This window comes from Bartonella sp. AA86SXKL, assembly GCF_042196885.1.
Map to the genome: position 1 here is coordinate 180071 of NZ_JBHIRE010000002.1, position 22599 is coordinate 202669.

The following is a 22599-nucleotide window of genomic DNA, read 5'->3' on the forward strand; positions in this document are numbered from 1 at the left end:
ACAGCTTGATCCATTAAAGAATAGAAATATAAAATTAGCGTGTCCAACGCCCTTCGTATTTAAATGTTGGAGCGTTCTTTAAAGAATCTTTTGTCGCATTTGTAATGAGTTTCCATTTACCATAATCATTTGTCATCTGGATTGTTTCTGGAGAAACGACCACATAACTCTCGCCTATGCCAAGAAAACCACCAACAGCAATAACAAATCCTGCAATATTATTTTCACGTAAAATAATATCTTTTACTTCACCAATATTTTCATCTTCTATATTATATACATTGGCGCCTATAAGACTGGAAGCAACAAAATCCGTTGCTAAAGGTGTCACATAACGCACAGACTTATCTATCCCTACCTGTACAATACCCGTCGAAGAGATCATTTCAGGTTTTGAAGGCACTTCAAAAGACTGAGCATAAGTACTAGAAACCATCAAAATTGACATAAGAGTAGTACATGCAATTTTTTTCATTTTAACATCTCCATTTTTACTTTGCTTTTACTTTATAAAACCTCAATGCATCATAAAAAGATTTGTTCCTTATGCTCTTTATACTCTATACTCTTTTGAGCCTTGTCGCTTTACCCTTTTCTCTTTATTTCGTCTTTTATTTCTTTCTCTAATTCTTCTTCTAAACCACACCAAATACGATTTTTTAAAATATAAACAAACCCTGCAAAAATGATTAAAAATAAAATAACACGAAAACCGGTTTTTTTACGAATTTCCATATGAGGATCGGCAGCCCACATCAAAAAAGCAGAAACATCGCGCGCATAATGTTCAATGATTTCTGGGGTCCCATCTTCATAAGAAACCATACCATCACTCAAAGGAGGAGCCATAGTTAAAGAATTACCGGCAATAAAATAAGGATTATACCAATAACCATTCGCAATTTTTATCTCCTTCGGTGCCTTCTGATATCCTGTTAAAAGAGCCGTAATATAATCTGGACCAGCTGTATCATAATGAGTCAATACATCAGTAATTAAAGCAGGAAACGGCAAAGATACCCCACGTGCACGTACCATCAATGACAAATCTGGAGGATAAGCACTATTCAAAATAAATCTTGCTTCTTCTTCATGTGAAAAGGGAGAAGGAAAATAATCCGTTGCAATCCCAGCACGTTTAAAAAATTTTCCTTCTCGATTAGGACCATCGCGCACTTCATATTGCTCCGCCAAAGCTTTGATCTGTTCTTGATCATACCCAAGATCTTTTAAATTGTGAAAAGCCACATATTTTAGCCCATGGCAGCTGGAACAAACTTGTCTATAAACCTTTAATCCGCGCCTCAATTGCGCCTTATTATAAAGCCCAAATGGACCTGAAAAACTCCATTCTTGTTTTTTAGGAACCTGTAAAGGAAAAGAAATAAATCCCTCTTCCTGATCAGAGGCATCACTCGCTAAACTCTGAGCAGAAAAACTCATAGCAACAATAACAACCAACCCGACAAAGACATTTACCATAGTCTCTTTTTTTTCTGTTTTAAATCTTGCATAATTGAAGAAGGAAGAGAACAATTTTTTTCAAACGCTGGCAAAATCGGCAAAATAACCAAAAAAAATATAAAATAATAAACCGTAGCCAATTGTGTCCATAAAAGAATTTTGTCACTTATTTCTCTTGACCCCAACCAACCAAGAAAAACGATATCAATAACCAACGCCCAAAAGAAAATTTTATAAACAGGTCGATATCTTGCTGAACATATTTTAGAGCGGTCTAACCATGGCACAAAAATTAAAATGCAAATCGAACTGACGAATAAAACAAAACCAACAAAGTTTGAAGAGAAAATACCAATATCAAAAGTTATAGCACGAAGCATCGCATAAAAAGGCAAAAAATACCATTCTGGAACCACACGAAGAGGTGCCTTTAAAGGATCTGCCACACTATAATTTTCAGCCTGCCCCATATAATCGGGCATATAAAACAAAAACCAGGCAAAGAAGATGAGAAAAACAGTAATAGCAAAAATATCTTTGATAAGCGCATAAGGCGAAAATGGAACTGTTTCCTTATCTGATTGTATAGCAAGACCTGTTGGATTGCCTTGCCCAACACAATGAATTGCCCAAATATGCAGCCCCACAAAAAGAAGCAAAATAAATGATAAAACATAATGGAAAACATAAAAACGATTCAACGTTGGTTGTCCTACGACATAACCACCCAGAAGTGTCTCATGCAACCATATCCCCACCAAAGGTATCGTTTTTAAAAGCCCTGCAATCACTGAAGCCGCTGAAATAGACATCATCCCCCAAACAAGCACAGAACCAAAAAATGCTATTGCCATCATGATGATATAAATAAAAATACCTGTAACCCATACCATTTCTCGCATATTTTTATAAGAACCATAATAAAGTCCACGTGCCAAATGGATATAAACAGCAATAAAAAAAAACGAAGAGCCTACACAATGCCATGGACGAAAAAGCCAACCAAACTGCCCTTCACGCCGAAATCGTTCACTAGTTTCAAAAGCCAAATGAATATCCGGAACATAATGCATAGCCAAGACAATACCAGTCAAGAGCTGTGATAAAAGCATAATGGTTAAAATACCGCCAAATGTGTAAAAGTAATTAAGATTACGTGGAACAGGAAAAATCACAAATGCATTATAAAAAAAACGAGGAAGAGGAAAACGCTTATCAAACCAACGGACAAGAGCACTTTTAGGACAATAAGGAGGAAACCTTATCATGACTTTATCCTATTTTGAGCAAAGTATCAGAAAGAAATTGGTAAGGTGGAATAGTCAAATTATAGTTAGCTGGACCTGACCGCACTCTTCCAGCAGTATCATAAACAGACCCATGACAGGGACACAACCATCCTCCAAATTTACCCGATTGCCCAAGTGTTACACAGCCTAGATGCGTACAAAGATTAATAACAATAAGCCAATTTTCACGTCCTTTACCTGCTGAACGCGCAAAATCTGTTGCTTCCTTTTCACCTTCAAGATTAGGATTGCGCGCTTGACGATCTTTTAGAAGTCTCAATTCAGTAGCGCGCGCATCAGCAATTTCTTTTGCCGTACGATTTCGAATAACAACAGGCTGTCCTCGCCATTTTACCGTTACCGACATCCCCTCTTCAATACCAGAAAGATCAACCTCAACAGAGGAAGATGCCAAAACAGCTTCATCTGGACGCAACTGACGGATAAAAGGCCACACAACCGCTCCCATTCCAACTGCCCCTGCAACAGCTGTTACCAAAAACAGAAAATCCCGCCTCGTTTGCTCACCCATGGACTTAACTTAAAGAGACACTTTGCTAAAACATTCTTTTACCATACCCTCTCCCATTATACAATGCTTGATCACTCCGTTACCTCAACCATAAAAACATCCCCGTAAAAAACTCCTGCCATTTGTATGGTTTATACAAAAAACTGTTTTATAATGATAATTCATCGTTTTACGGAGTGAATGAAATCCCTAAACACCGTAAGGTTTTTTCATTTCAAACCTATTCATATTAATCAATCAAAATTACTCCCCCGCCCGTGAAAATCAGAGATAGCATGTAAATAAACACTTCTAAAGAAAGAAACATAGTCTTGTTATGACCATATCTCAGTAAACAAGTTGAGCTTATCGGTTATTTCTTTAACACATTTACAGCATCTCTCCCTCCCTCAATTCCAACTGGTTGCATGAGTATTTTTTTCGCTTCTGTTTTTGCATAAAAAGCATATTTTGTTGATTTTAATTAAAATTGATGATCTAACCTTATTAAATATCCCATTTTTCAACATAATGAGCCAATTCATTTCATGGATTGCTCAATAAAATGAAGCCCCTAATAGGGAGCTTCTCTCTGATCCCAAACAGACCTGTATACATAACTTTTTCCCTGAAATTTAAAGGGAATAAAAATGAACCGTAAAAAACATGTATTTCTCAAAGCATATTTTTCGAATAAATTGTGGTGCTTCTTTACAAAGTCGAAAGAAAAATCATATTACAGAGAACATGACACTTCATATAGCTCTTTTCCAACCTGATATTGCTGGTAATACTGGAACGATTTTACGTCTTAGCGCTTGCTTTGGTTTACATGTGCACATTATTGAACCTGCAGGCTTTAATCTGTCGGATCGTAATCTCAAACGCGCAGGATTGGATTATCTCGAATATGCTTCCTTAGAACGACACATTGATTGGCAACATTTTATAAGCTCCATGAAACACTTTAAACGCCGCCTGTTGCTTTTAAGTACAAAAGCAAAAACATGCTATACGCAGATATGCTATCAAAGAAATGATGTTTTACTTTTTGGTCGTGAAACAGCTGGCGTTCCCGATTATGTTCATGAAGCGGCCGATTACACATTGAAAATTCCCATGCAACCACAGGCACGCTCTCTAAATCTCGCCATGAGCGTAGCCATAACAACAGGAGAAGCATTACGCCAAATTGGTTATCATGAAAGAAACTGTAACCTATAAAAACATAAATTATCACGAAAAACAATAATACAACATATAAAGAACAGTTAGAGCGTATAATGCCTATCATTTTCCAACAATTAAGTGCTGGTAAAATAAACATTTCTTAGTGCCCATCACATCCATTTCATATCACCTCATATCACCACCTATGAATGATTAAATACTCCTCATAGTAAAAATCCAGTGAACATCCCCCTCTTTATGGTCATACAAGGTGCAAACCGCTACCACTATTCTCTTTATTCGTTCTCATTTTCGAGAATCCTTATCTTTGAGATGATTCATAAGAGACATTTTTCCTCTCTGTAATCATTTTTCCTCACTTGTGACGTGTAAGGCAATAACTTTGATTGATGTAATATGAACAGGTTTGAAATAACCTTACAATATTGTGAACTCTTATTTCACATAAATAATGATTATTATAAATTAATATGTTGACTTAAAAAATATAAACAACAGTGAGTTTATAAACAGAAATATTATAAATCAATTTTTTCTAATAGTGCATGACGATCCATTAAAAATCCGCTTTCAATCCATATCATTTCTAGCTCTTTAAGCTTTTTTCCTAAAAGTACACCTTTTGTAAAACCTTTCTTTATTAAATCGTTACCATTAATAGGAAAAGTTGGAATTTGCCATTTTTGGGCAAATTGATAAAGCTTGACATAACCCTCTGCTTTTTGCAAAGCATCACTTTTTTCCAGATGATCAAGATGTGATGCAGCGACAGACAACGATAATTGATCTAAAACTGGCTGTCGTCCATGAAAATAAATCAGTTTTTGCACAAAATGATCAGAACAGTTTTGGTTTATTATTTCTAACTCTGCCCATTCTTTTAATCGCGTTGTTTCCTTAAGAGAAAAACGCAAGCGCTGTGCCATTTCATGAAGACGTATGGGATCAGGAGGAAGAAGGCTTTCTAGCCGTAACAATGGATCAACTTTCCAACTAAGAGCCTGTTCTGTCTTCACCAATGCGTGAATTGCATCAATGCCCCATCGTTCTGTTTCAGGAAAAATGAGTGCCAAAATTCTGCTTTGTCGCATCCATAAAAGAGCACGCGTTGGATCAAACGCCGCAAGAAGCTTTTTCATTTCTGCCCAAATACGTTCAGAAGAAAGTTTTTTTAAACCGTGTTTTAAACGAACACATGCCTTCAATCCTTGCACATCAGGTCGCCCTGCTCCATACCACGCAAAAAAGCGAAAAAACCGTAAAATACGCAAATAATCTTCGCCAATACGATCTTCTGCAACCCCAATAAAACGAACTGTTCGGCTAGCAATATCACTCAAACCTCCCACATCATCATAAAGGTTGCCAGCAGCATCACAATAAAGCGCATTTATCGTAAAATCTCGCCGTTCAGCATCTTTTTTCCAATCACGACCAAATGCCACTTTTGCATGACGACCATCTGTTTCAATATCGCAGCGAAGCGTTGTAACCTCATAAGAACATGAATGAGCAACTACTGTTATTGTACCAAAAGCAATCCCTGTAGGAATAGCTTTAAATCCTGCTTCTTCTACACGTGCAATAACCTGTTGCGGCAAACAGGTTGTTGCAATATCAATATCACTAATAGGCTGCCCTAGCAGTTGATTGCGCACTGCTCCCCCTACAATACGCGCCTCTTCCCCCTCCACAGACAAAACACGAAGAAGTGTTTGGATATCACTTTGTTGTAACCACGCAACCTGTTTGAAGTTCTGTCTTATACTCACCCTTTAACCTTTCAAAAATTGTCTTCATTGCTTTAAAAAACTCTCTTCATAAAACAATTTTTTTAAGACATCCCTTATAAAGCACGTCTATTTCTTCCAAAGAAACTTTTCTCTTCTTATATACGAATATAAAAAAACGGCATATGATACTTCATTTCTTCTCATTTTCTGTTACAAACAATAAGATATCCATTATCATGCAGAGAAAATTACCATTTTTGCGACAAACGCCTTAAGGAAGAAATATGAGTCAACATGATCCATCATCCAATTCTATAAAAAAGGTCAATATCAATCATGAAGCTCAAGTCATTATTGATGATATTGATACGGCACACAAAGAATTGGATATTTTACAAAAAGAAATTGACAAAGTTATTTTTGGGCAAAATCAGGTAATCGAATATGCTTTAATCGCTATTTTCGCTGGTGGTCACGCCCTTCTTGTCGGTGCTCCAGGACTTGCAAAAACACGTCTTGTTGAAACATTGGGAACAGTCTTAGGGCTTGATGAAAAACGCATCCAATTCACTCCTGACTTAATGCCATCGGATATTATTGGTTCTGAAATTATGGATTCCGATAAAGACGGTAAACGTTCTTTTCGATACATTCAAGGTCCTATTTTCACGCAACTTCTCATGGCCGATGAAATCAATCGTGCTTCCCCACGGACACAGTCAGCCCTTTTACAAGCTATGCAAGAATATCATGTTACTGTTGCAGGTAACCGTTATGATTTGCCACAACCTTTTCATGTTCTTGCAACGCAAAATCCTCTCGAACAAGAAGGGACATATCCACTTCCTGAAGCACAACTGGATCGCTTTTTGATGCAAATCGATATTGACTATCCTGACCTTACAACAGAACGACGGATTATTTTAGAAACAACAAAAGAAAAAAAATCAAATGCAAAACCAATTTTATCCGGCAAAAAATTGCAAAAAATTCAAAATATCGTTCGCAAAATGCCTCTTTCAGAAAATGTGATTGAAGCTATTTTAAAAATTGTCCGCTCATCTCGCCCTCATAAAGACAATAGCCTTGCTAATACTTATGTTTCTTGGGGACCTGGTCCACGGGCATCACAAGCCCTTTCACTTTGTGTTCGCGCTCGTGCTCTTTATTATGGACGCTTAGCTCCTTCACTTGATGATGTTGAAGCATTGGCCTATCCCGTATTACAACACCGCATGGCTCTTAATTTTTCTGCCCGTGCTGAAGATATAACCGTAAAAGATATTATCAATAACCTTGTGAAAGATGCTCTTTGAATGGCTCTTGGCAAAAAAGTTTTACAAAAGCCTCCATTGTCGCTGGCAAATGAACTGCATAAGGATACTGGCAAAATGCCATATTTCCTTTTACAAGCGCGTCATATCGCTAATACATTGATCACCGGGTGGCATAGACAACGTAAAAGCGGTAATGGGGAAAACTTTTGGCAATTTCGTCCCTATATGGAAGGAGAATCCATTACCCGCATTGATTGGCGTCGCTCAGCGCGTGATGAAAATACGTATCTCCGTGAACACGAATGGCAAACGACACAAACCGTTTGGCTTTGTCCTGATCAGAGCGCATCAATGCATTACTGTTCGCGCTTTTCTAAAATCTCTAAAGGTAATCATGCCACTATTCTTACCCTTACCTTGGCATCCCTTCTTGCACGCAGTGGCGAACATATTGCTATTCCCAACTTAATGTCCCCCACAATGACATCCAATGTCGTAGAACGAATAGCCTTTGCTTTAGAAAATCATTCAGATGAAAATTTATTTCCGGATTTTTCAACGATTACACGCTTTTCACATGTCATTATAATGAGTGATTTTCTCGACTATCCTGAAAAAATCATCCAACATTTAACCGTTTTAACTACAAAACAGGTGACAGCTCATTTAATTGAAATTTCTGATCCCGCAGAAGAAAGCTTTCCCTACACAGGTCACACAGAATTTTTGGATCCTGAAACGAAAGAGAAACATGTTTCCACTAAAGCAGAAGATCTTCGTAAGAACTATTGTAAACTATATCACGCAAGGCGACAAGAATTGGTAAATTTTTGCGCACGCCAAGGATGGTCTTATCACGTTAGTACAACAGATCAACCTTTAACAGAGACCATTTTTCATCTTGCAAATACAATGAGCGACTCTCCATTGCAAAAAAGGAGGGCACTTTGAGTTTTGCTGCTCCCTTTCTGTTACTAGGGCTTTTGTTCCTACCGGTCATTTGGTGGCTGTTGCGGATAACTCCTCCATCTCCGCGTAAAGAGCTTTTTCCTCCTTTTCGCTTCTTACCCAAACCAACTCATCAACAAGAAACAGCAAAACATACACCTTGGTGGTTGCTCTTGTTGCGTTTAACCATAGCGGCACTTGTTATCATAGCTCTAGCACGCCCCACTTGGAATCAAAAACCAATAAGCTTTTCCGGGTCTCAACCCCTTGCACTCATTATTGATAATGGTTGGGTTTCTGTAAAAGAATGGAAACAGCGCATCTCTATCGCTGAAATGCTCCTTGCACAGGCAGAAAAACAGCAAAAAAATATTTATCTTGTTGCAACGGCTGAAAATAATATCTCCAATATAGAGCCCCAACCAGCCAAGATTATAAAACAGCATTTAATGCATTTGCAACCGCGTCCTTGGCCTGTCAACCGCGTGCATGCCTTCAAAAAACTCAGCAAAATAACCAAAGGAAAACCTCTTGATATTGCTTATTTAAGTGATGGATTACAAACAAATGAAGATGAGCAAGCTTTTGCTCTTCTTGAAGAATTAAAACCTAGAAACTTCTTGTGGTATTTGACTGATATTTCCGATTTAACCGGCATAACATCCATAGAAAATAACAATGGAAACATGGGCGCGCGTATTATCCGCTCAACAACACACAGTAACACTCCCGCTATACTCAGCCTCTACGATTCAAATAATCAACTTCTCGGACAATTTACGAACAATTTCTCTGAAGGAGAAACAACAGCACTTGTTCCTTTTAATGTACCACTTGAACTACGCAATGATATCGCTTGGATAAAAATAAACAATCAAAACCATGCTGCTGCAACCTTCTTGGTAGACAGCCATAACAGGATAAGCCGTGTTGCTCTTCTCTCACCCGATACCAATGAAATGGCACAGCCTTTACTTGCTCCATTTTATTACATTATCAAAGCCTTACAAGGTCATACACAGCTTATAACAGCCGGTGGAAGAGAACTTTCAACGGATATTGATCATTTGCTTAAACAAAATCCATCTGTTTTGATTATGGGTGACATTGTTAACATACCCCCAAAAGCAGAAAAAAAACTTTCTGATTTTGTGAATAAAGGGGGAACACTCATCCGCTTTGCAGGAGAAAAACTCAGTAGCGCAGAACATTACGATAACCTTCTTCCGATACCACTACGCCCAGGTCAACGTTCCCTTGGAAGTATTATGTCTTGGACAAAACCACAAAAGCTTGCCCCTTTTGCAAAAAATAGCTTTTTCTTTGGTCTTCCCTTTCCAGGAGATGTTACTGTCTCGCGCCAAATCCTCGCAGAACCAACCCCAGATCTTTTTGAAAAAACGTGGCTTAGCCTTTCGGATGGAACTCCTCTTATTACCGCAGCAAAACGTGGTAAAGGAACCCTCATTCTCATTCATGTTGCTCCTGACCCAACATGGTCTAACCTTCCTCTTTCTGGCTTTTTTGCACAAATGCTGCAAAAATTAATCACATTAGGTTCTAACGAAAACACAAACCTAACACACAGAGAAAAAAGAACAGTGGTACAAAACCCTTGGCGAACTATAGCCGTTGACGGACAATTACAAGTACCACCCTCTGATGTTGTTCCTTTGATCTTTGACTCTCAAAATCCACCCCATCCTTCCTACCATACTCCCCCAGGACTTTATGGTGTCAAAAACGATTTTTATGCACTCAATCTCTTAACTCATTCGTCGCACTTGATGAAACAATCATCATTGCCAACTTCTCTTAATAAAAAACCTTTATCTTACGATACAAAAGAAAAAAATCTTATCGGCCCACTTTTAGGATTAGCCATCTTATTATTCGCCTTTGACAATTTTCTCATTTTATGGATAGGAGATATTTTTTCTTTCATGAAACGGCGTAATATGTTTCTCCTCCCCTTTATAAGTCTTATTGCCTTGTTTTCATATGATCCAACTCTTCATGCACAAACGAAAGAAAATCAATATGATAGTGTACAAGCTGCTGGTGCAACACATCTTGCCTATGTTATAACCAATAATCATGAAATTGATACAACGAGTAAAAGTGGTCTAGAAGCATTAAGTCAATTTATCGCAGAGCGCACAATGCTTACCCTCGGCTCTGTTACAGCACTTGATCTCGATAAAGATGAACTCTCTTTTTATCCTCTTATTTACTGGCCAATTGATGTTAAGAGTCCTATACCAACCCCCAAAAGCCTTGAAAAAATAAATAACTTTATGAAACATGGGGGAACAATTTTATTTGACACGCGCGATCAGATAAAGAGCAATCTTAATCTTGAAGGAGATGCTACTCCAGAAACGCAAAGATTACGAGATATCTTAAAAGAGTTAAATATTCCATCCATTGAGCCAGCATCAACGGATCATGTTGTTGCACGTTCTTTTTATATTATGCCAGATTTTCCTGGTCTCTACCGTGGTTCACCTTTATGGATTGAATCCTCATCAACAAACAAAAAAAATAAAAATTCCCTTGCCAGCGGCGATAATGTAAGTTCTCTTCTCATTACTGCCAATAACTTTGCTGGTGCTTGGGCACTCGATAAAAAAGGGTCATGGAAATATCCCCTTGTTCCCAATGATCCAATGCAACGTCTATGGGCATTTCGTGCAGGTTTAAATATTGTCCTTTATGTTCTTACAGGAAACTATAAAGCGGATCAAGTTCATGTTCCAGCACTCTTGGAACGCTTTAAAAGAGAAAGAAGGCAATGATATCATTTTTCACTTTTCAGCCTTTTTTACCACTCATTTGGATTCTGTTCTTAAGTGGAATATCGATTCTTTTTGTCGTTGTTGGTCTTGTTACGCAACGGCAAGGTTCTTTATTTCGTCTGATGGCATTAAGCGCCCTCATCCTTGCTTTGCTCAATCCAATGATCATAAAAGAACAGCGTGAACCACTGAAAAGCACAGTAGGAATTGTTATTGACCGCAGCAAAAGCCAAACATTTGGAACACGTACAAACGACAGTGATGAAGCGCGCGCGCAATTAACTCAAGCATTGGCGCATTATCCACAATTTGAACCACGCTTTATTGAAGCTGGAAAACTTGCTGATAATCAGTATGCGCCCTCAACGAATTTGTTTGAGGCTTTAACACAAGCAGTATCTGATGTACCGCTCTCTCGTTATGCAGGAACCATTTTTATCACCGATGGACAAGTGCATGACATTCCTGACCTATCAGACCTTCATCATGAAGCACCTCTCAATGCCCTGATTACAGGGCACTCAGATGAATTTGATCGCCAAATCAAGTTTATTTCTCCTCCACGCTTTGCCCTTGTCAACAAACCACAAACGCTCTCCATTTTGGTAGAAGATAAAGGCCCCGCCAAAAAAACAATACCACAGAAAGCAAATATTACACTAAGCGTCAATGGACAAGACATTGGCCATTATTCTGTGACTCCTGGCGTGATTTTTCAAACTGAAATTAGCCTTCCTCATGCTGAAAAAAATATTATCCAAGTTATAACTGATCCACACAAAGGTGAACTAAGCTTTAAAAACAACCGCGCCATAACAATTATTGAAGGAATCAGAGAAAATTTACGCGTTCTTCTTATTTCAGGTGCTCCTTATAATGGAGAACGGACATGGCGAGACCTTTTGAAAGGTGACTCTAATATTGATCTTGTTCACTTTACTATTTTGCGTCCCCCCACCAAAGCAGATAATACGCCCTCAAGCCAATTATCCTTAGTGGTCTTTCCCACAAGAAAACTCTTTGTTGAAGAAATTAATAACTTTGATCTCATCATCCTTGATGGCTACCAGCACTCTACTGTTCTCCCCTTAATCTACTATGATTATATCGCCCAATATGTACAAAAGGGTGGTGCATTGCTGATGGTAACAGGACCTGAATTTACCCAAAAAAACTCACTTGCGAAAACACCTTTAATAAGCATTTTACCGGCATTGCCCAATGGAACTATTATTGAAAAACCTTTTCGCCCCACATTAACCAAAGAAGGTGAGCGCCATCCTGTCACAAGGGGTCTTGCAACACTTAACCTTCCCGCTTCTCAATGGGGGCAGTGGTTGCGACAAATTGCTATTCAAAACATAAATAACGGAATCGCCCTCATGAAAGGAGCCGATGAACAACCACTTTTACTTCTCTCGCATGTTGATAAAGGACGTGTAGGCATGTTGCTCTCTGATGAAAGTTGGCTTTGGGCACGAGGTTTCGAAGGCGGTGGTCCTTATGCTGCTCTTTATCGTCGTATTGCCCATTGGCTCATGAAAGAACCAGAACTTGAGGAAGAAAAATTAAGTGCGACCAGCAGCCATCATCATTTAACAATTCGCCGCCAAACTCTAAAAGACCATCCAGAACCCGCTGAAATAATCTTTCCCTCTGGAAAAAAAGAAAATATTACTCTGACCAAAGAGCAAGAAGGCCTTTTTACTGCAACTGTGACCACTGATGAGACAGGAATTTTTACCATTAAAAATGGCGGTTTAACAATACTTTCTTCTGTAGGGATGCTCGATAATCTTGAGTTGTTTGACTTGATTTCAACACAAGAAAAACTAGCCCCCATTATTAAGCACACTGGTGGCTACATCGGACGTTTACACCCTGAAGGAAAAGAAAACATTCATCTTCCTCCATTTAAGCTGATTCAATCAAAAACAAGTCCGTCCTCTTCCCCAGCACATTCAATTGTTCTGAAAGAAGCAACAGAAACCCGTTTAATCAATACCTTTTATTTTTCGATATTTTCTGGTTTTTTTGCACTGCTTGCTTACCTTTTACTGTTGAGCAGCATGTGGTATTATGAAGGCCGTTAAAAAGTCTGAGATTTCGTATAATAGTTTTAAAATTCAGCTTATCTTTTTACGTATCTACTTGTCTTTTGTAATTAGATAACGTATTGATTTATAACTCAAAATACAGTGGAATTCTCCTTATTTCTAATATCCTCATATTAAAACAATAAAAAACATTCTCTTGCGTATTATTAGAAGAGATGCTGTATGGATAGAAACCATTGAAGAAAAGAGTGAAATACCTCTTATGAATCCTCTTAAAGCAAAGCAAGGATTTTCATAAAATTGGGGGAAAATAGTATGATGTTTTTTATTTGCACCTTGTATAAGTGTAGAGATGGTAGTGTACAGTAAGCCCTATATAGTTCACAGAAGCTTTCCATTATAATATCGAGTACCGTCGTGAAGTTAGCTCAAACGCATTGAGAAATGTTTTTTTACAAATATGTGAATCTACAACACAATGATATTTTATTAGGGATATTCTATTTGGAACATTCCGCTTGAGACGTTCTTTTTTGCAAGCTAATTTTCATTTTACAATCTTTCTTGCCTTTAAGCACTAACTTATCTTATGTTTATTCTTTAAATCGTTTTTAATCCTCTACGAGCTTTTATGTTTTATCTTGCCCATATATCGGATGTACATCTTTCCCCTCTCCCGCAACCTTCCCTTTTTGAACTTTCTGGGAAGCGTCTTACCGGTTATCTGAACTGGCAAAAAAAACGTAAGAGTCAGATGGCAACAGATGTCCTAGAAACTGTAATAGATGCCTTGAACAAAAAAAAACCTGATCACCTTGTGATCTCTGGTGATCTTGTAAATCTTGCTCTCGATAAAGAATTTGTACAAGCTCATCGTTGGCTACTTAACCTAGGAAAACCTCAAGATATTTCTTTAACATTTGGAAATCACGATGCCTATGTCCGCGGCGCTTTACAAAAAGCATGCACTCTTTTTAAACCTTGGATTACAGGTGACATCCCTCAAAAAAGCGTCTTTCCTTATATGCGCATTCGCAAAGATGTTGCCATCATAGCAGCTTCTTCAGCCATTGCGACATTGCCTTTTCAAGCTTCTGGCTATTTTGGTAAAATGCAAGCGCAAACTTTACCGCTCTTTTTAAAGGAAGCAGCACAGCGCAACCTTTTTCGTGTCGTCATGATTCACCACCCCCCCTTTCCAAAGGCAACGTCTTGGCATAAAAAACTACGGGATATAAAACGTTTTCTAGACGTTATCAAATATCACGGTTGTGAGCTTATTCTTCACGGACATACTCATTTACCCACATTGAATTACATTGAAGGACCAATTAAAAAAATTCCTATTGTTGGTGTTCCTTCCGCATCACAAGCTTTTGGTGATAAAAAACCACCCGCAGGCTTTAATTTATTTTCCATTGAACGCTTACAAAATCAATGGCATTGCCAATTACAACGTTATAGCATTATCAATCTTCAAAACGAGATTGCATGTACTGAAACAATTAATCTTTAAACACCTTCATAGTTGCCAAAACAACAAAAAACGAAAATATTTTTATTTCATATTCCTTTGAAAATCATAATTCTTATTTCCCTTTTTCTCCTTAAAAGACAAAGTTTCACCTTCTCTGTCAATAGATCAATTTTTCTCAGACAGTTCCATCTGCTGCCCCACTTATGTGACTAGCTTTTTACAAACTTATCGGTTTTCTTCCTTCCCGCCCTAAAGAACGAAAATTCTACCACATCTGATTTATAAATAATCCGGATTCTTGTCTCACGGGTTCCAGCTGCTAATTGCGCATGTGATTTACTTCACAAAGCTCTACACATAAACCCTGCTTTGAATTTCATCATACACTCCTCCAAAAGCATCTAATGCGTAAAATCCTTATATTATTACAATGATGATATTTTATAGAATAATAGAGAAGCTCATTCAGCGTCTATACCTGAAAATCAATGCCTAAAAAAGCCAAATAATAACTAAAGTATATAATTTCAATAACCCAACCTACTTGTGATTCATAAACAAATGATGTTGATTGATTTATCGTAAATAGATTTGAAATGATCCATTACTATTTCACTCGACATTTATTATCGTACATTAAAAAAGTTATAAAAAATAGTAGATTATATTTCGATAACAGACATAGGTAATAATGTTTTTTATGTCTCAATAAATTCCTAATTTTCTCTCTATTTTTTCCTATAAATCACTTTATAATACTCTTTATAATTATTTTATTATTGAGTTACATTGCGGATGTAATTTTACGTGCTTTAGAATTTTTTTGCGATCTTTTTGTTATTAAATAAAATATTTTACGATACCGCAAAACAGAAAAGTTGATTGTATGAGAGATCTTTCAAATAAAATAAAATGCCATTAGCTTGCCAATTCACATGTTGGTTTTAAAAAGCATCTTTTAAAGCACCAAAACCCATTTCCCGACGGCACCTATGAATGATGTAATGATAAGTCCATTTAGCAACACCATCTTCACGTTTATGGAAAAGCAAGCTAGTATCAAATCTCATACTTTGCCACCCCCTAATGTAGCAACAGCCTTTAGCACTTAAGATAGTTCATAAGAAGCATTTTTATTCTTTCTTTAATGTTTTTTATCTCACGACTCCCCCTCTTTTTGACGTGCAAAAGACATGGTTTTGATTGGTTCAATATAGTATAGGTTTAAAATGAGAAAATCTTATGACACTCGGGTCTCTCACTCAACATGACAAAAAGTAATTTATATTTATAAATCAAAGTATTGTTCGAATAAAATAGTAGCCCTTTTGAGTAAAGGATATTTACTAGAACATACCTGAAAAATAAAAGCCTCATTCGAAAATGAGACTTTTGAAGTGTTTTATTCTGCAAAAAATTAAAATTTATAAGCTACACCCACGCGGAAATCATTTGTTTTGTAGCCCATTTCAAATTTATCCTGTATGAACTTCTTTTTGCCAAAATCTGAATAACGATATTCTGCACGCACAATGACATTATCAGTCATTGCAAAATCAATACCACCTCCAAGGGTATAACCAATCATGGTCTTTTTTTCATCATGCAACCAATCAGAAAAATCAACTTCTCCATTTTTGCTATCAGCTACTGCCGCAAAAATATTCTGAAGCTGCGTATAAGCAATCCCTCCGGAAATATAAGGCATCATACGCTCAATCGCAAAACCAACTCTCACCCGTGTAGCACCAGCCCATTTTTGTTTTAAAGTATGACGTACAGCTTTAATACGCCTTGTTGAATCATTCTCCTGCAAATCTCTTGTTAGACTTGTTTCTTCTATAGGTTTTGGTGTTTCTTCAGTTGGACTTTTTTTCGGTAGATTGACATCTTTAGAATCCTTTTTACCAGACCACATAATATCTGTATCAACACCTATAATAAAACTATTATCGATATCAATATTGGAACCCGCATAAACTCCCCCGATAAAACCAGAAAGTTTAGGTAAATTCTCCTTTCCAATTGGATTCCATATCCCTGTCTCATGTTTTAAATAACTTGCAGTTGTTTTACCTGAAAAGTTACCAATCTGTCCTCCAAGATAAAATCCTGTCCAAGACAAAGCAGGCGCTGGAATAACAGGAACAGGTTGTTCAGGAATAACGATATCCGACGCCTGTACTACAGAAATTGAAATTAAAGAAAATAGAGATGTTGAGGCTAAATACTTTGTAATCATAATTGCTCCCCTAAAAGCTAATGTGATACATAAATAATGGTAAATCGTTTCACAATTTTTTGAAAAAATCTATAGCAAAAATGACACAGTTAAAAAATTAAAATTAGTTTTAAATAAAGCTTAAATATTATTTATAATTTCCAGAAACTATTAATCTATAGCAGCTTTTATAGCTTCATATTGATCATCATTATATTCAATAATATAAATAATTATAATGTCAATTTTTTGAAAAAATGAGATAACGCTCATAAAAAATATGATTCACTAAATTAATCACTCATCGTTTTTTGTATAAAGAATGATACCTAGAATGGAGAATTTTTTCATCACACTTGAAAAACCAGTAGAGAACTTCACTCTAACCATCTCAAGCGTCTATGAAATGAAAGACAAAAAATTAATATATAAAAATGGAATTAATAATTTTTATTTATTCTTATAGAATTATTTTAATGTTTCATGATTTTTGAAAAAACTGAACAGACCAATTGCCCAGTTTCTGCAATTAATTTTTCAACACGAAGCAAATCAGGTTCCCCAACACTATTCAACAAAAGGTCACTTAATCCAGGTGGCATATCATTGGGATCAAGAGAATCATTTAAGCAAAGCCGTATAATTTGACTCAAATTTGTATAAAGACGATAGGCATAATGTAAATCAGCAATACATGACTGATTAAGAAAACTGTTTGGTAAGTGATCTAAAATATCCGCTGTCGTCGCTCCAATTTGAAACTCAATGACATGCGTAATAAGAGAAAATTGAGCAATAAACTCCAAATCCATAATGCCACCAGACATCGTTTTTAAATCCCATTGATTTTTTGGCGGCTTTTCTTTTGCAATCAAGGCACGCATTTCACATACTTCTTTTGCAACTTCCTTCTTATCACGAGAAATAGCAATAATTGCACACACTTCATTTTCTAGCTTTTGTAAAAAATCAGGGTCTCCTGCAATGCCTCGAGCCCTTGTTAAAGCAAGATATTCCCATATCCATGCTTCTTGGCGGTAATACTTTTTAAAAAATGGAAAAGAAACAGCAATAGGTCCTTTATTGCCTAATGGCCGTAACCTTAAATCAACGACATAAAGAATACCTTGGCTTGTAAGAGTGGATAAAGCAGAAACGAGGCGCTGTGCTAAACGCGTATAATATTGAGAGATATAAAGAGGCTTTTCTCCATCAGATATTTCTGCATCATTATCGTGTTCATAAAGCAAAACAAGGTCAACATCGGAATCTGCTGTTAATTCGCGACTTCCAAGCTTCCCCATACCCAATATGCCAACACGCCCCCCTTTAATACGACCATGAAGACGAGAAAATTCCTCTTGAACGGTAGCAAATGTTTTTGTAATCATAAGATCAGCAAGCGCAGTAAAAGCAAAACCCGCTCTTTCTCCTGTAATTGTACCGTTTAAAATTCGAATACCAATCAAAAAACGTTGTTCATCTGCAAAAATCCTTAAATGGTCAAGAATTTTCTCATAAGAAAGAACATTTTCAAGAAAATATTCAAGCCGTTTTTCTAAGTACGTTTTGGTCGGTAATTCTGAAAGAATATTCGGATCTAACATTCCATCAAAAACATGGGACCTGCGTGCAATAATTTCTGCAAGACGTGGAGCAGCCCCCATAATAAGGACAAGCATATCCAAAAGAGAAGGATTAGACTGCAAAAGACTAAAAAGCTGAATTCCTGAAGGTAAGCCCTGTAAAAAACCATCAAAACGCAACATCGCCTCATCAGCTCGTTTTGTCCCACCAAAAGCTTTCAAAAGAGCTGGTGTTAATTCCGTTAATCTCTCGCGTGCTTCGGCTGATTGCGTTGCTTTATAACGACCAAAATGGAGCGTGCGCATAATACGACAAATATCACTTGCTCTTTCGAAACCTAAACGGCTTAACGTTATTAATGTCTCTGGATCATCTTCTTCACCTGTAAAAACTAAATTACCAATTTCTAAACCAAGTTCTTGCTCATTCTCAAAAAGTGCAGCATAATGTTTTTCAACAACCTGAAGTGTTTTTAATAAATCACGGATAAAACTGTTACTGTCTTGATAACCCATTAAATAGGCAACACTCGTGAATTGAGCAGTATCATTTGGAAGAAGATGTGTTTGTTCATCGAAAAGCATTTGAATACGATGTTCTACATTTCGAAGAATAGCATAACTTTTTATAAGGCTATTTCTCGTTTTCTCACTGATCCAACCAAGCGTGTGAAGTTCTGCTAACATTGCAACTGTCTGACGTCCACGTAATTGAGGAAAACGTCCACCAGCAATGAGCTGCTGTGTCTGAACAAAAAACTCAATCTCACGAATACCACCACGACCTAACTTTATATTATGCCCATAAGCTGCAATTTGACCATAATTTTTATGCGCATGAATTTGACGTTTGATCGAATGAATATCAGCAATAGCAGCGTAATCTAAATATTTCCGCCACACATAGGGAAAAAGCTCTTTGAGAAAGTTAAAACCTGCCCTCTTATCACCAGCAACTGGACGTGCTTTAATCATGGCTGCTCGTTCCCAATTTTGCCCACGCCCTTCGTAATAACGCAATGCAGTCCTTACTGGTAAGGCCAAAGGGGTTGATCCTGGATCTGGACGAAGACGAAAATCAAGACGAAAAACATATCCTTCCGCAGTGCGTTCTTGAATGATACGGATTAATCGGCGTACCATTTTAGAAAATATGTCAACACTTTCAGAAAGATTACCAATATGAGGTGATGTTTCATCAATGAAAACAATAAGATCAATATCAGAAGAATAATTAAGTTCCCCTGCTCCTAACTTTCCCATCCCTAAAATAATTAAACCACAGTCTTTTTCTGGATTCTCACGGCTTAATAAATTGATCTTACCATGATCATGCGCTTCTCTTAATAGAAAACGTAGTGCTACACTTAATGCTGCTTCGCCCAAACGTGTCAACCAAGCACATGAAACTTCGTAAGTAAAAACACCACCCAAATCAGCTAAAGCAATAAGAACATGCGCTTCTCGTTTTTTGCGCCTTAAAGCAGCCATCAATGAAGTTTCATTTATAGCTTCATCCTTATCAATAGCTGTAATATCATCTATAATTTCGCTCAGCCTTGTTTCTATATCAACATTTAATAAAGCACTAAGATATGATGGGTTGGCAATTAAAACCTCACGCAAAAAAGGAGATAAGGTCATAACCGAACTGATAAAATCAATCTGCGTTCCACTCTCTGAAATGATGGAAACAAGCGATTCTAAACCTTCTTTCCTTGCTTGTTCTTCCATGTCTTTTAACCATTGGGAACCACTTTTATCGAGAGGACATAAAGGGAGAAGCTGTGTTTTAAAAAAAGCTTGTTTCGTCTGCGCTCCCTTGAAAAGCATTTTTCTTTCCTTTCTATTGCTTTATACTTTTAAAATAGTTGTTACGTATGAAAAGAGAAAAGTGAAGAAAAATATCTTTAAGGAAATAACAAAATAGCCCTAAGCCCTGGATTTGCATTTTCAAGTAACAATTCACCCCCATGAAGCTTCATAACCGCTTTTGCTATACTTAAACCAATCCCAAACCCAGGTTGTGTGCGGCTTTCTTCAAGACGAACAAATCGTTCTGTCACTTTTTCACGTTTATCCTCTGCTATTCCTGGTCCATTATCGCTCACAACAACTAATAAATGTTCATCACGATATTCCATTGATAAGCAAACCTTCGCTTGCCTTCCACCTTTAGGCGCATATTTAATTGCATTATCTATAAGATTAAAAATTGATTGTGCAACAAGCTCACGATTCAATTTTAGCTCTTTATCAAATATATCTCCCAACTGAAGTAAAACACCTGACTCCTCAGCAAAAGGTTCGTAAAGCTCAACAGCATCCTCAATGATCAATTTCATATTCATCATTTCAAGATGTTCAATTGCACTGCTGGCCTCAATACGTGAAATCATTAAAATCGCATTGAACGTACAAATAAGTTGATCTGACTCTGCAATAACCCTATCAAGGACCTGACGATATTCAAGCTTTGTCTTATTTCCTGAAAGTGCCTCTTCAGCGCGATTTCTAAGACGCGTTAACGGCGTTTTCAGATCATGAGCAATATTATCTGATACTTGACGTAAACCAATATTTAACTCTTCAATGCGGTCTAACATAACATTAAGATTGGTTGACAATCGATCAAACTCATCCCCTACTCCAGAAACAGGTAAACGCCCACTGAAATCACCATCCATCAAGCGCTGTGATGCAGCCGTTACATGATCAATCCTTTGTAAAGCTCTCCTGCCAACAAAAAACCATATGAGTAAAGCGCCTCCAACCATTGCAGCAAGTGCAATGATCACAGCTTTGCGAATAACAACAGCAAAACGTTCTGGCTCATCCAAATCACGTCCTATAAGAATCTTCATAGCATTAGGCAAATCAACAATAACCGCCAAAGCGCGATGTTCACTTGTTTTGCCATGTTCTCCAAAACGGGAATACAAAAAAGAGGTAGAAATAAAACCACTCTGATTCAAAAGACCTAATTCAATACGTGCTACATTTCCTGCTAAAATACGCCCCATAGAATCTGTAACAAGATAAAGAAATGCTCCTGGTTGTCTTGAACGATAATCAATAGTGCGCATTAATAAGGATAATCCCCCATAATTATAAGCATTTTCAATATACTTTAATTCTTCATGTAAAGCCTGTTCAGTTTGCTCTGTTAACAATGAAGCAGAAAATGCCGTCATATAAATAGAAAGTCCTGTTGCCACCAATCCAAACAATAAAATGTAAAGTGCTGAAAGCCTTAGCGCCGTCGTGCGCATTATATTAATCAAACGATTCATGCTTTGTTATCTGGTACTTTCAGCATATATCCAGCTCCACGCACTGTATGGAGAAGGGGAACATCAAAATCTTTTTCAATTTTGGCTCTCAAACGAGAGATATGGACATCAATGACATTCGTTTGTGGATCAAAATGGTAATTCCAAACGTTTTCCAAAAGCATAGTGCGTGTAACAACCTGCCCCGCATAACGCATCAAATATTCAAGTAAACGAAACTCTCGTGGTTGCAATAGAATGTTTCTATCACCTCGTTTTACCGTATGTGCTAACCGATCAAGCTCAAGATTACCTACACAGTAAACAGTTTCTGCTTCTTTAGGATTTTTCCGCCGTTGTAAAACTTCAACACGCGCAAGAAGTTCAGAAAAAGCATAAGGCTTTGTCAAATAATCATCTCCCCCTGCACGCAGCCCCGTTACACGATCATTAACTTGCCCTAAAGCAGACAGAATAAGAACCGGTGTTTCATTGCCTTTAGCGCGCAATTCAGCAATAATAGAAAGACCATCACGATGCAAAAGCATTCGGTCAACAACCATAACGTCATAATTTTCCGTGGTTGCTAAAGCATATCCCGTATCCCCATCATAAGCAACATCAACAGAATGCCCTACTTCCAAAAATGCTTTTTCGAGATAATGCCCCGTCTCATGATCATCTTCAATAACGAGTATCTTCATAAAACGTATCTCCATTATTTTATTATGTTGTAGGACAAATATTTAATAAACATTTGTCCTACAACTAAAGC

General features: G+C 37.2%; 16 protein-coding genes. 6 read left to right on the forward strand and 10 right to left on the reverse strand.

The features are described from left to right. Positions 1–34: 34 nt before the first annotated feature. The 4 genes from ACFIO5_RS02005 to petA form a co-directional block, all read right to left on the reverse strand. Positions 35–475, reverse strand: a complete 441-nt coding sequence (locus tag ACFIO5_RS02005) for a PRC-barrel domain-containing protein (protein WP_375611176.1) — start codon at positions 473–475, stop codon at positions 35–37. Between the two features lie 110 nt (positions 476–585). Beyond that, entirely contained in the window at positions 586–1482 is an 897-nt protein-coding gene (locus tag ACFIO5_RS02010) for a cytochrome c1 (RefSeq protein ID WP_375684103.1), read from the reverse strand. Further along, positions 1476–2732 carry a cytochrome b gene (locus ACFIO5_RS02015; RefSeq protein WP_375634226.1) on the reverse strand — a complete coding sequence of 419 codons (1257 nt, stop codon included), beginning with the start codon at positions 2730–2732 and terminating at the stop codon, positions 1476–1478. Before ACFIO5_RS02015 ends, ACFIO5_RS02010 begins: the two co-directional genes overlap by 7 nt. Positions 2733–2736: 4 nt before the next feature. Beyond that, positions 2737–3285 carry a ubiquinol-cytochrome c reductase iron-sulfur subunit gene (petA, locus tag ACFIO5_RS02020; RefSeq protein WP_375620691.1) on the reverse strand — a complete coding sequence of 183 codons (549 nt, stop codon included), beginning with the start codon at positions 3283–3285 and terminating at the stop codon, positions 2737–2739. Between the two features lie 726 nt (positions 3286–4011). On the opposite strand from petA, the gene ACFIO5_RS02025 reads away from it, so the two are divergent. Continuing rightward, the gene (locus ACFIO5_RS02025; RefSeq protein ID WP_375634307.1) at positions 4012–4488 is read left to right on the forward strand and encodes a tRNA (cytidine(34)-2'-O)-methyltransferase; all 477 of its coding nucleotides are present in this window, start codon (positions 4012–4014) and stop codon (positions 4486–4488) included. A 485-nt stretch (positions 4489–4973) separates the two neighbouring features. Here the strand turns inward: ACFIO5_RS02025 and ACFIO5_RS02030 are convergent, their stop codons facing one another. Beyond that, positions 4974–6227, reverse strand: coding sequence for a CCA tRNA nucleotidyltransferase (locus ACFIO5_RS02030; protein WP_375705065.1), 1254 nt, complete (start codon positions 6225–6227; stop codon positions 4974–4976). 245 nt (positions 6228–6472) lie between these two features. Here ACFIO5_RS02030 and ACFIO5_RS02035 point away from each other — a divergent pair, with 245 nt between their 5' ends. The 5 genes from ACFIO5_RS02035 (at position 6473) to ACFIO5_RS02055 (ending at position 14784) form a co-directional block, all read left to right on the forward strand. Then, positions 6473–7504 carry an AAA family ATPase gene (locus ACFIO5_RS02035; RefSeq protein ID WP_375634232.1) on the forward strand — a complete coding sequence of 344 codons (1032 nt, stop codon included), beginning with the start codon at positions 6473–6475 and terminating at the stop codon, positions 7502–7504. After that, entirely contained in the window at positions 7505–8416 is a 912-nt protein-coding gene (locus ACFIO5_RS02040; protein ID WP_375617591.1) for a DUF58 domain-containing protein, read from the forward strand. It abuts the gene before it with no gap. Further along, positions 8413–11211 carry a DUF4159 domain-containing protein gene (locus ACFIO5_RS02045; protein WP_375634234.1) on the forward strand — a complete coding sequence of 933 codons (2799 nt, stop codon included), beginning with the start codon at positions 8413–8415 and terminating at the stop codon, positions 11209–11211. The genes ACFIO5_RS02040 and ACFIO5_RS02045 overlap by 4 nt, the downstream gene beginning before the upstream one ends. Continuing rightward, positions 11208–13304, forward strand: coding sequence for a glutamine amidotransferase (locus tag ACFIO5_RS02050; protein WP_375634236.1), 2097 nt, complete (start codon positions 11208–11210; stop codon positions 13302–13304). Before ACFIO5_RS02045 ends, ACFIO5_RS02050 begins: the two co-directional genes overlap by 4 nt. 595 nt (positions 13305–13899) lie before the next feature. Further along, positions 13900–14784: a metallophosphoesterase family protein gene (locus tag ACFIO5_RS02055; RefSeq protein ID WP_375634238.1), complete on the forward strand. Its 885-nt coding sequence runs from the start codon at positions 13900–13902 to the stop codon at positions 14782–14784. 905 nt (positions 14785–15689) lie between these two features. Here ACFIO5_RS02055 and ACFIO5_RS02060 read toward each other — a convergent pair. The 5 genes from ACFIO5_RS02060 to ACFIO5_RS02080 all read right to left on the reverse strand — a co-directional run bounded on the left by ACFIO5_RS02060 (position 15690) and on the right by ACFIO5_RS02080 (position 22528). Beyond that, entirely contained in the window at positions 15690–15815 is a 126-nt protein-coding gene (locus ACFIO5_RS02060; RefSeq protein WP_375617587.1) for a hypothetical protein, read from the reverse strand. 347 nt (positions 15816–16162) lie between these two features. Then, on the reverse strand, positions 16163–16987 hold the full coding sequence (locus ACFIO5_RS02065; protein ID WP_375634241.1) for an outer membrane protein: 825 nt from the start codon (positions 16985–16987) through the stop codon (positions 16163–16165). A 452-nt stretch (positions 16988–17439) separates the two neighbouring features. Continuing rightward, positions 17440–20385 carry a bifunctional [glutamine synthetase] adenylyltransferase/[glutamine synthetase]-adenylyl-L-tyrosine phosphorylase gene (locus ACFIO5_RS02070; RefSeq protein WP_375634243.1) on the reverse strand — a complete coding sequence of 982 codons (2946 nt, stop codon included), beginning with the start codon at positions 20383–20385 and terminating at the stop codon, positions 17440–17442. 77 nt (positions 20386–20462) lie between these two features. Beyond that, positions 20463–21845 carry a sensor histidine kinase gene (locus ACFIO5_RS02075; RefSeq protein ID WP_375634245.1) on the reverse strand — a complete coding sequence of 461 codons (1383 nt, stop codon included), beginning with the start codon at positions 21843–21845 and terminating at the stop codon, positions 20463–20465. Next, entirely contained in the window at positions 21842–22528 is a 687-nt protein-coding gene (locus ACFIO5_RS02080; RefSeq protein WP_273791552.1) for a response regulator transcription factor, read from the reverse strand. The genes ACFIO5_RS02075 and ACFIO5_RS02080 overlap by 4 nt, the downstream gene beginning before the upstream one ends. Positions 22529–22599 lie beyond the last annotated feature (71 nt).

What these genes read in the sequence shown, in the direction of transcription:
- ACFIO5_RS02025 (WP_375634307.1), top strand. Translation starts at nt 4,012, where the DNA reads ATGACACTTCATATAGCTCTTTTCCAACCTGATATTGCTGGTAATACT.
- ACFIO5_RS02040 (WP_375617591.1), top strand. Translation starts at nt 7,505, where the DNA reads ATGGCTCTTGGCAAAAAAGTTTTACAAAAGCCTCCATTGTCGCTGGCA.
- ACFIO5_RS02070 (WP_375634243.1), bottom strand. Translation starts at nt 20,385, where the DNA reads ATGCTTTTCAAGGGAGCGCAGACGAAACAAGCTTTTTTTAAAACACAG.
- ACFIO5_RS02050 (WP_375634236.1), top strand. Translation starts at nt 11,208, where the DNA reads ATGATATCATTTTTCACTTTTCAGCCTTTTTTACCACTCATTTGGATT.
- ACFIO5_RS02075 (WP_375634245.1), bottom strand. Translation starts at nt 21,845, where the DNA reads ATGAATCGTTTGATTAATATAATGCGCACGACGGCGCTAAGGCTTTCA.
- ACFIO5_RS02060 (WP_375617587.1), bottom strand. Translation starts at nt 15,815, where the DNA reads ATGAGATTTGATACTAGCTTGCTTTTCCATAAACGTGAAGATGGTGTT.
- ACFIO5_RS02080 (WP_273791552.1), bottom strand. Translation starts at nt 22,528, where the DNA reads ATGAAGATACTCGTTATTGAAGATGATCATGAGACGGGGCATTATCTC.
- ACFIO5_RS02035 (WP_375634232.1), top strand. Translation starts at nt 6,473, where the DNA reads ATGAGTCAACATGATCCATCATCCAATTCTATAAAAAAGGTCAATATC.
- ACFIO5_RS02065 (WP_375634241.1), bottom strand. Translation starts at nt 16,987, where the DNA reads ATGATTACAAAGTATTTAGCCTCAACATCTCTATTTTCTTTAATTTCA.
- petA (WP_375620691.1), bottom strand. Translation starts at nt 3,285, where the DNA reads ATGGGTGAGCAAACGAGGCGGGATTTTCTGTTTTTGGTAACAGCTGTT.
- ACFIO5_RS02015 (WP_375634226.1), bottom strand. Translation starts at nt 2,732, where the DNA reads ATGATAAGGTTTCCTCCTTATTGTCCTAAAAGTGCTCTTGTCCGTTGG.
- ACFIO5_RS02055 (WP_375634238.1), top strand. Translation starts at nt 13,900, where the DNA reads ATGTTTTATCTTGCCCATATATCGGATGTACATCTTTCCCCTCTCCCG.
- ACFIO5_RS02005 (WP_375611176.1), bottom strand. Translation starts at nt 475, where the DNA reads ATGAAAAAAATTGCATGTACTACTCTTATGTCAATTTTGATGGTTTCT.
- ACFIO5_RS02010 (WP_375684103.1), bottom strand. Translation starts at nt 1,482, where the DNA reads ATGGTAAATGTCTTTGTCGGGTTGGTTGTTATTGTTGCTATGAGTTTT.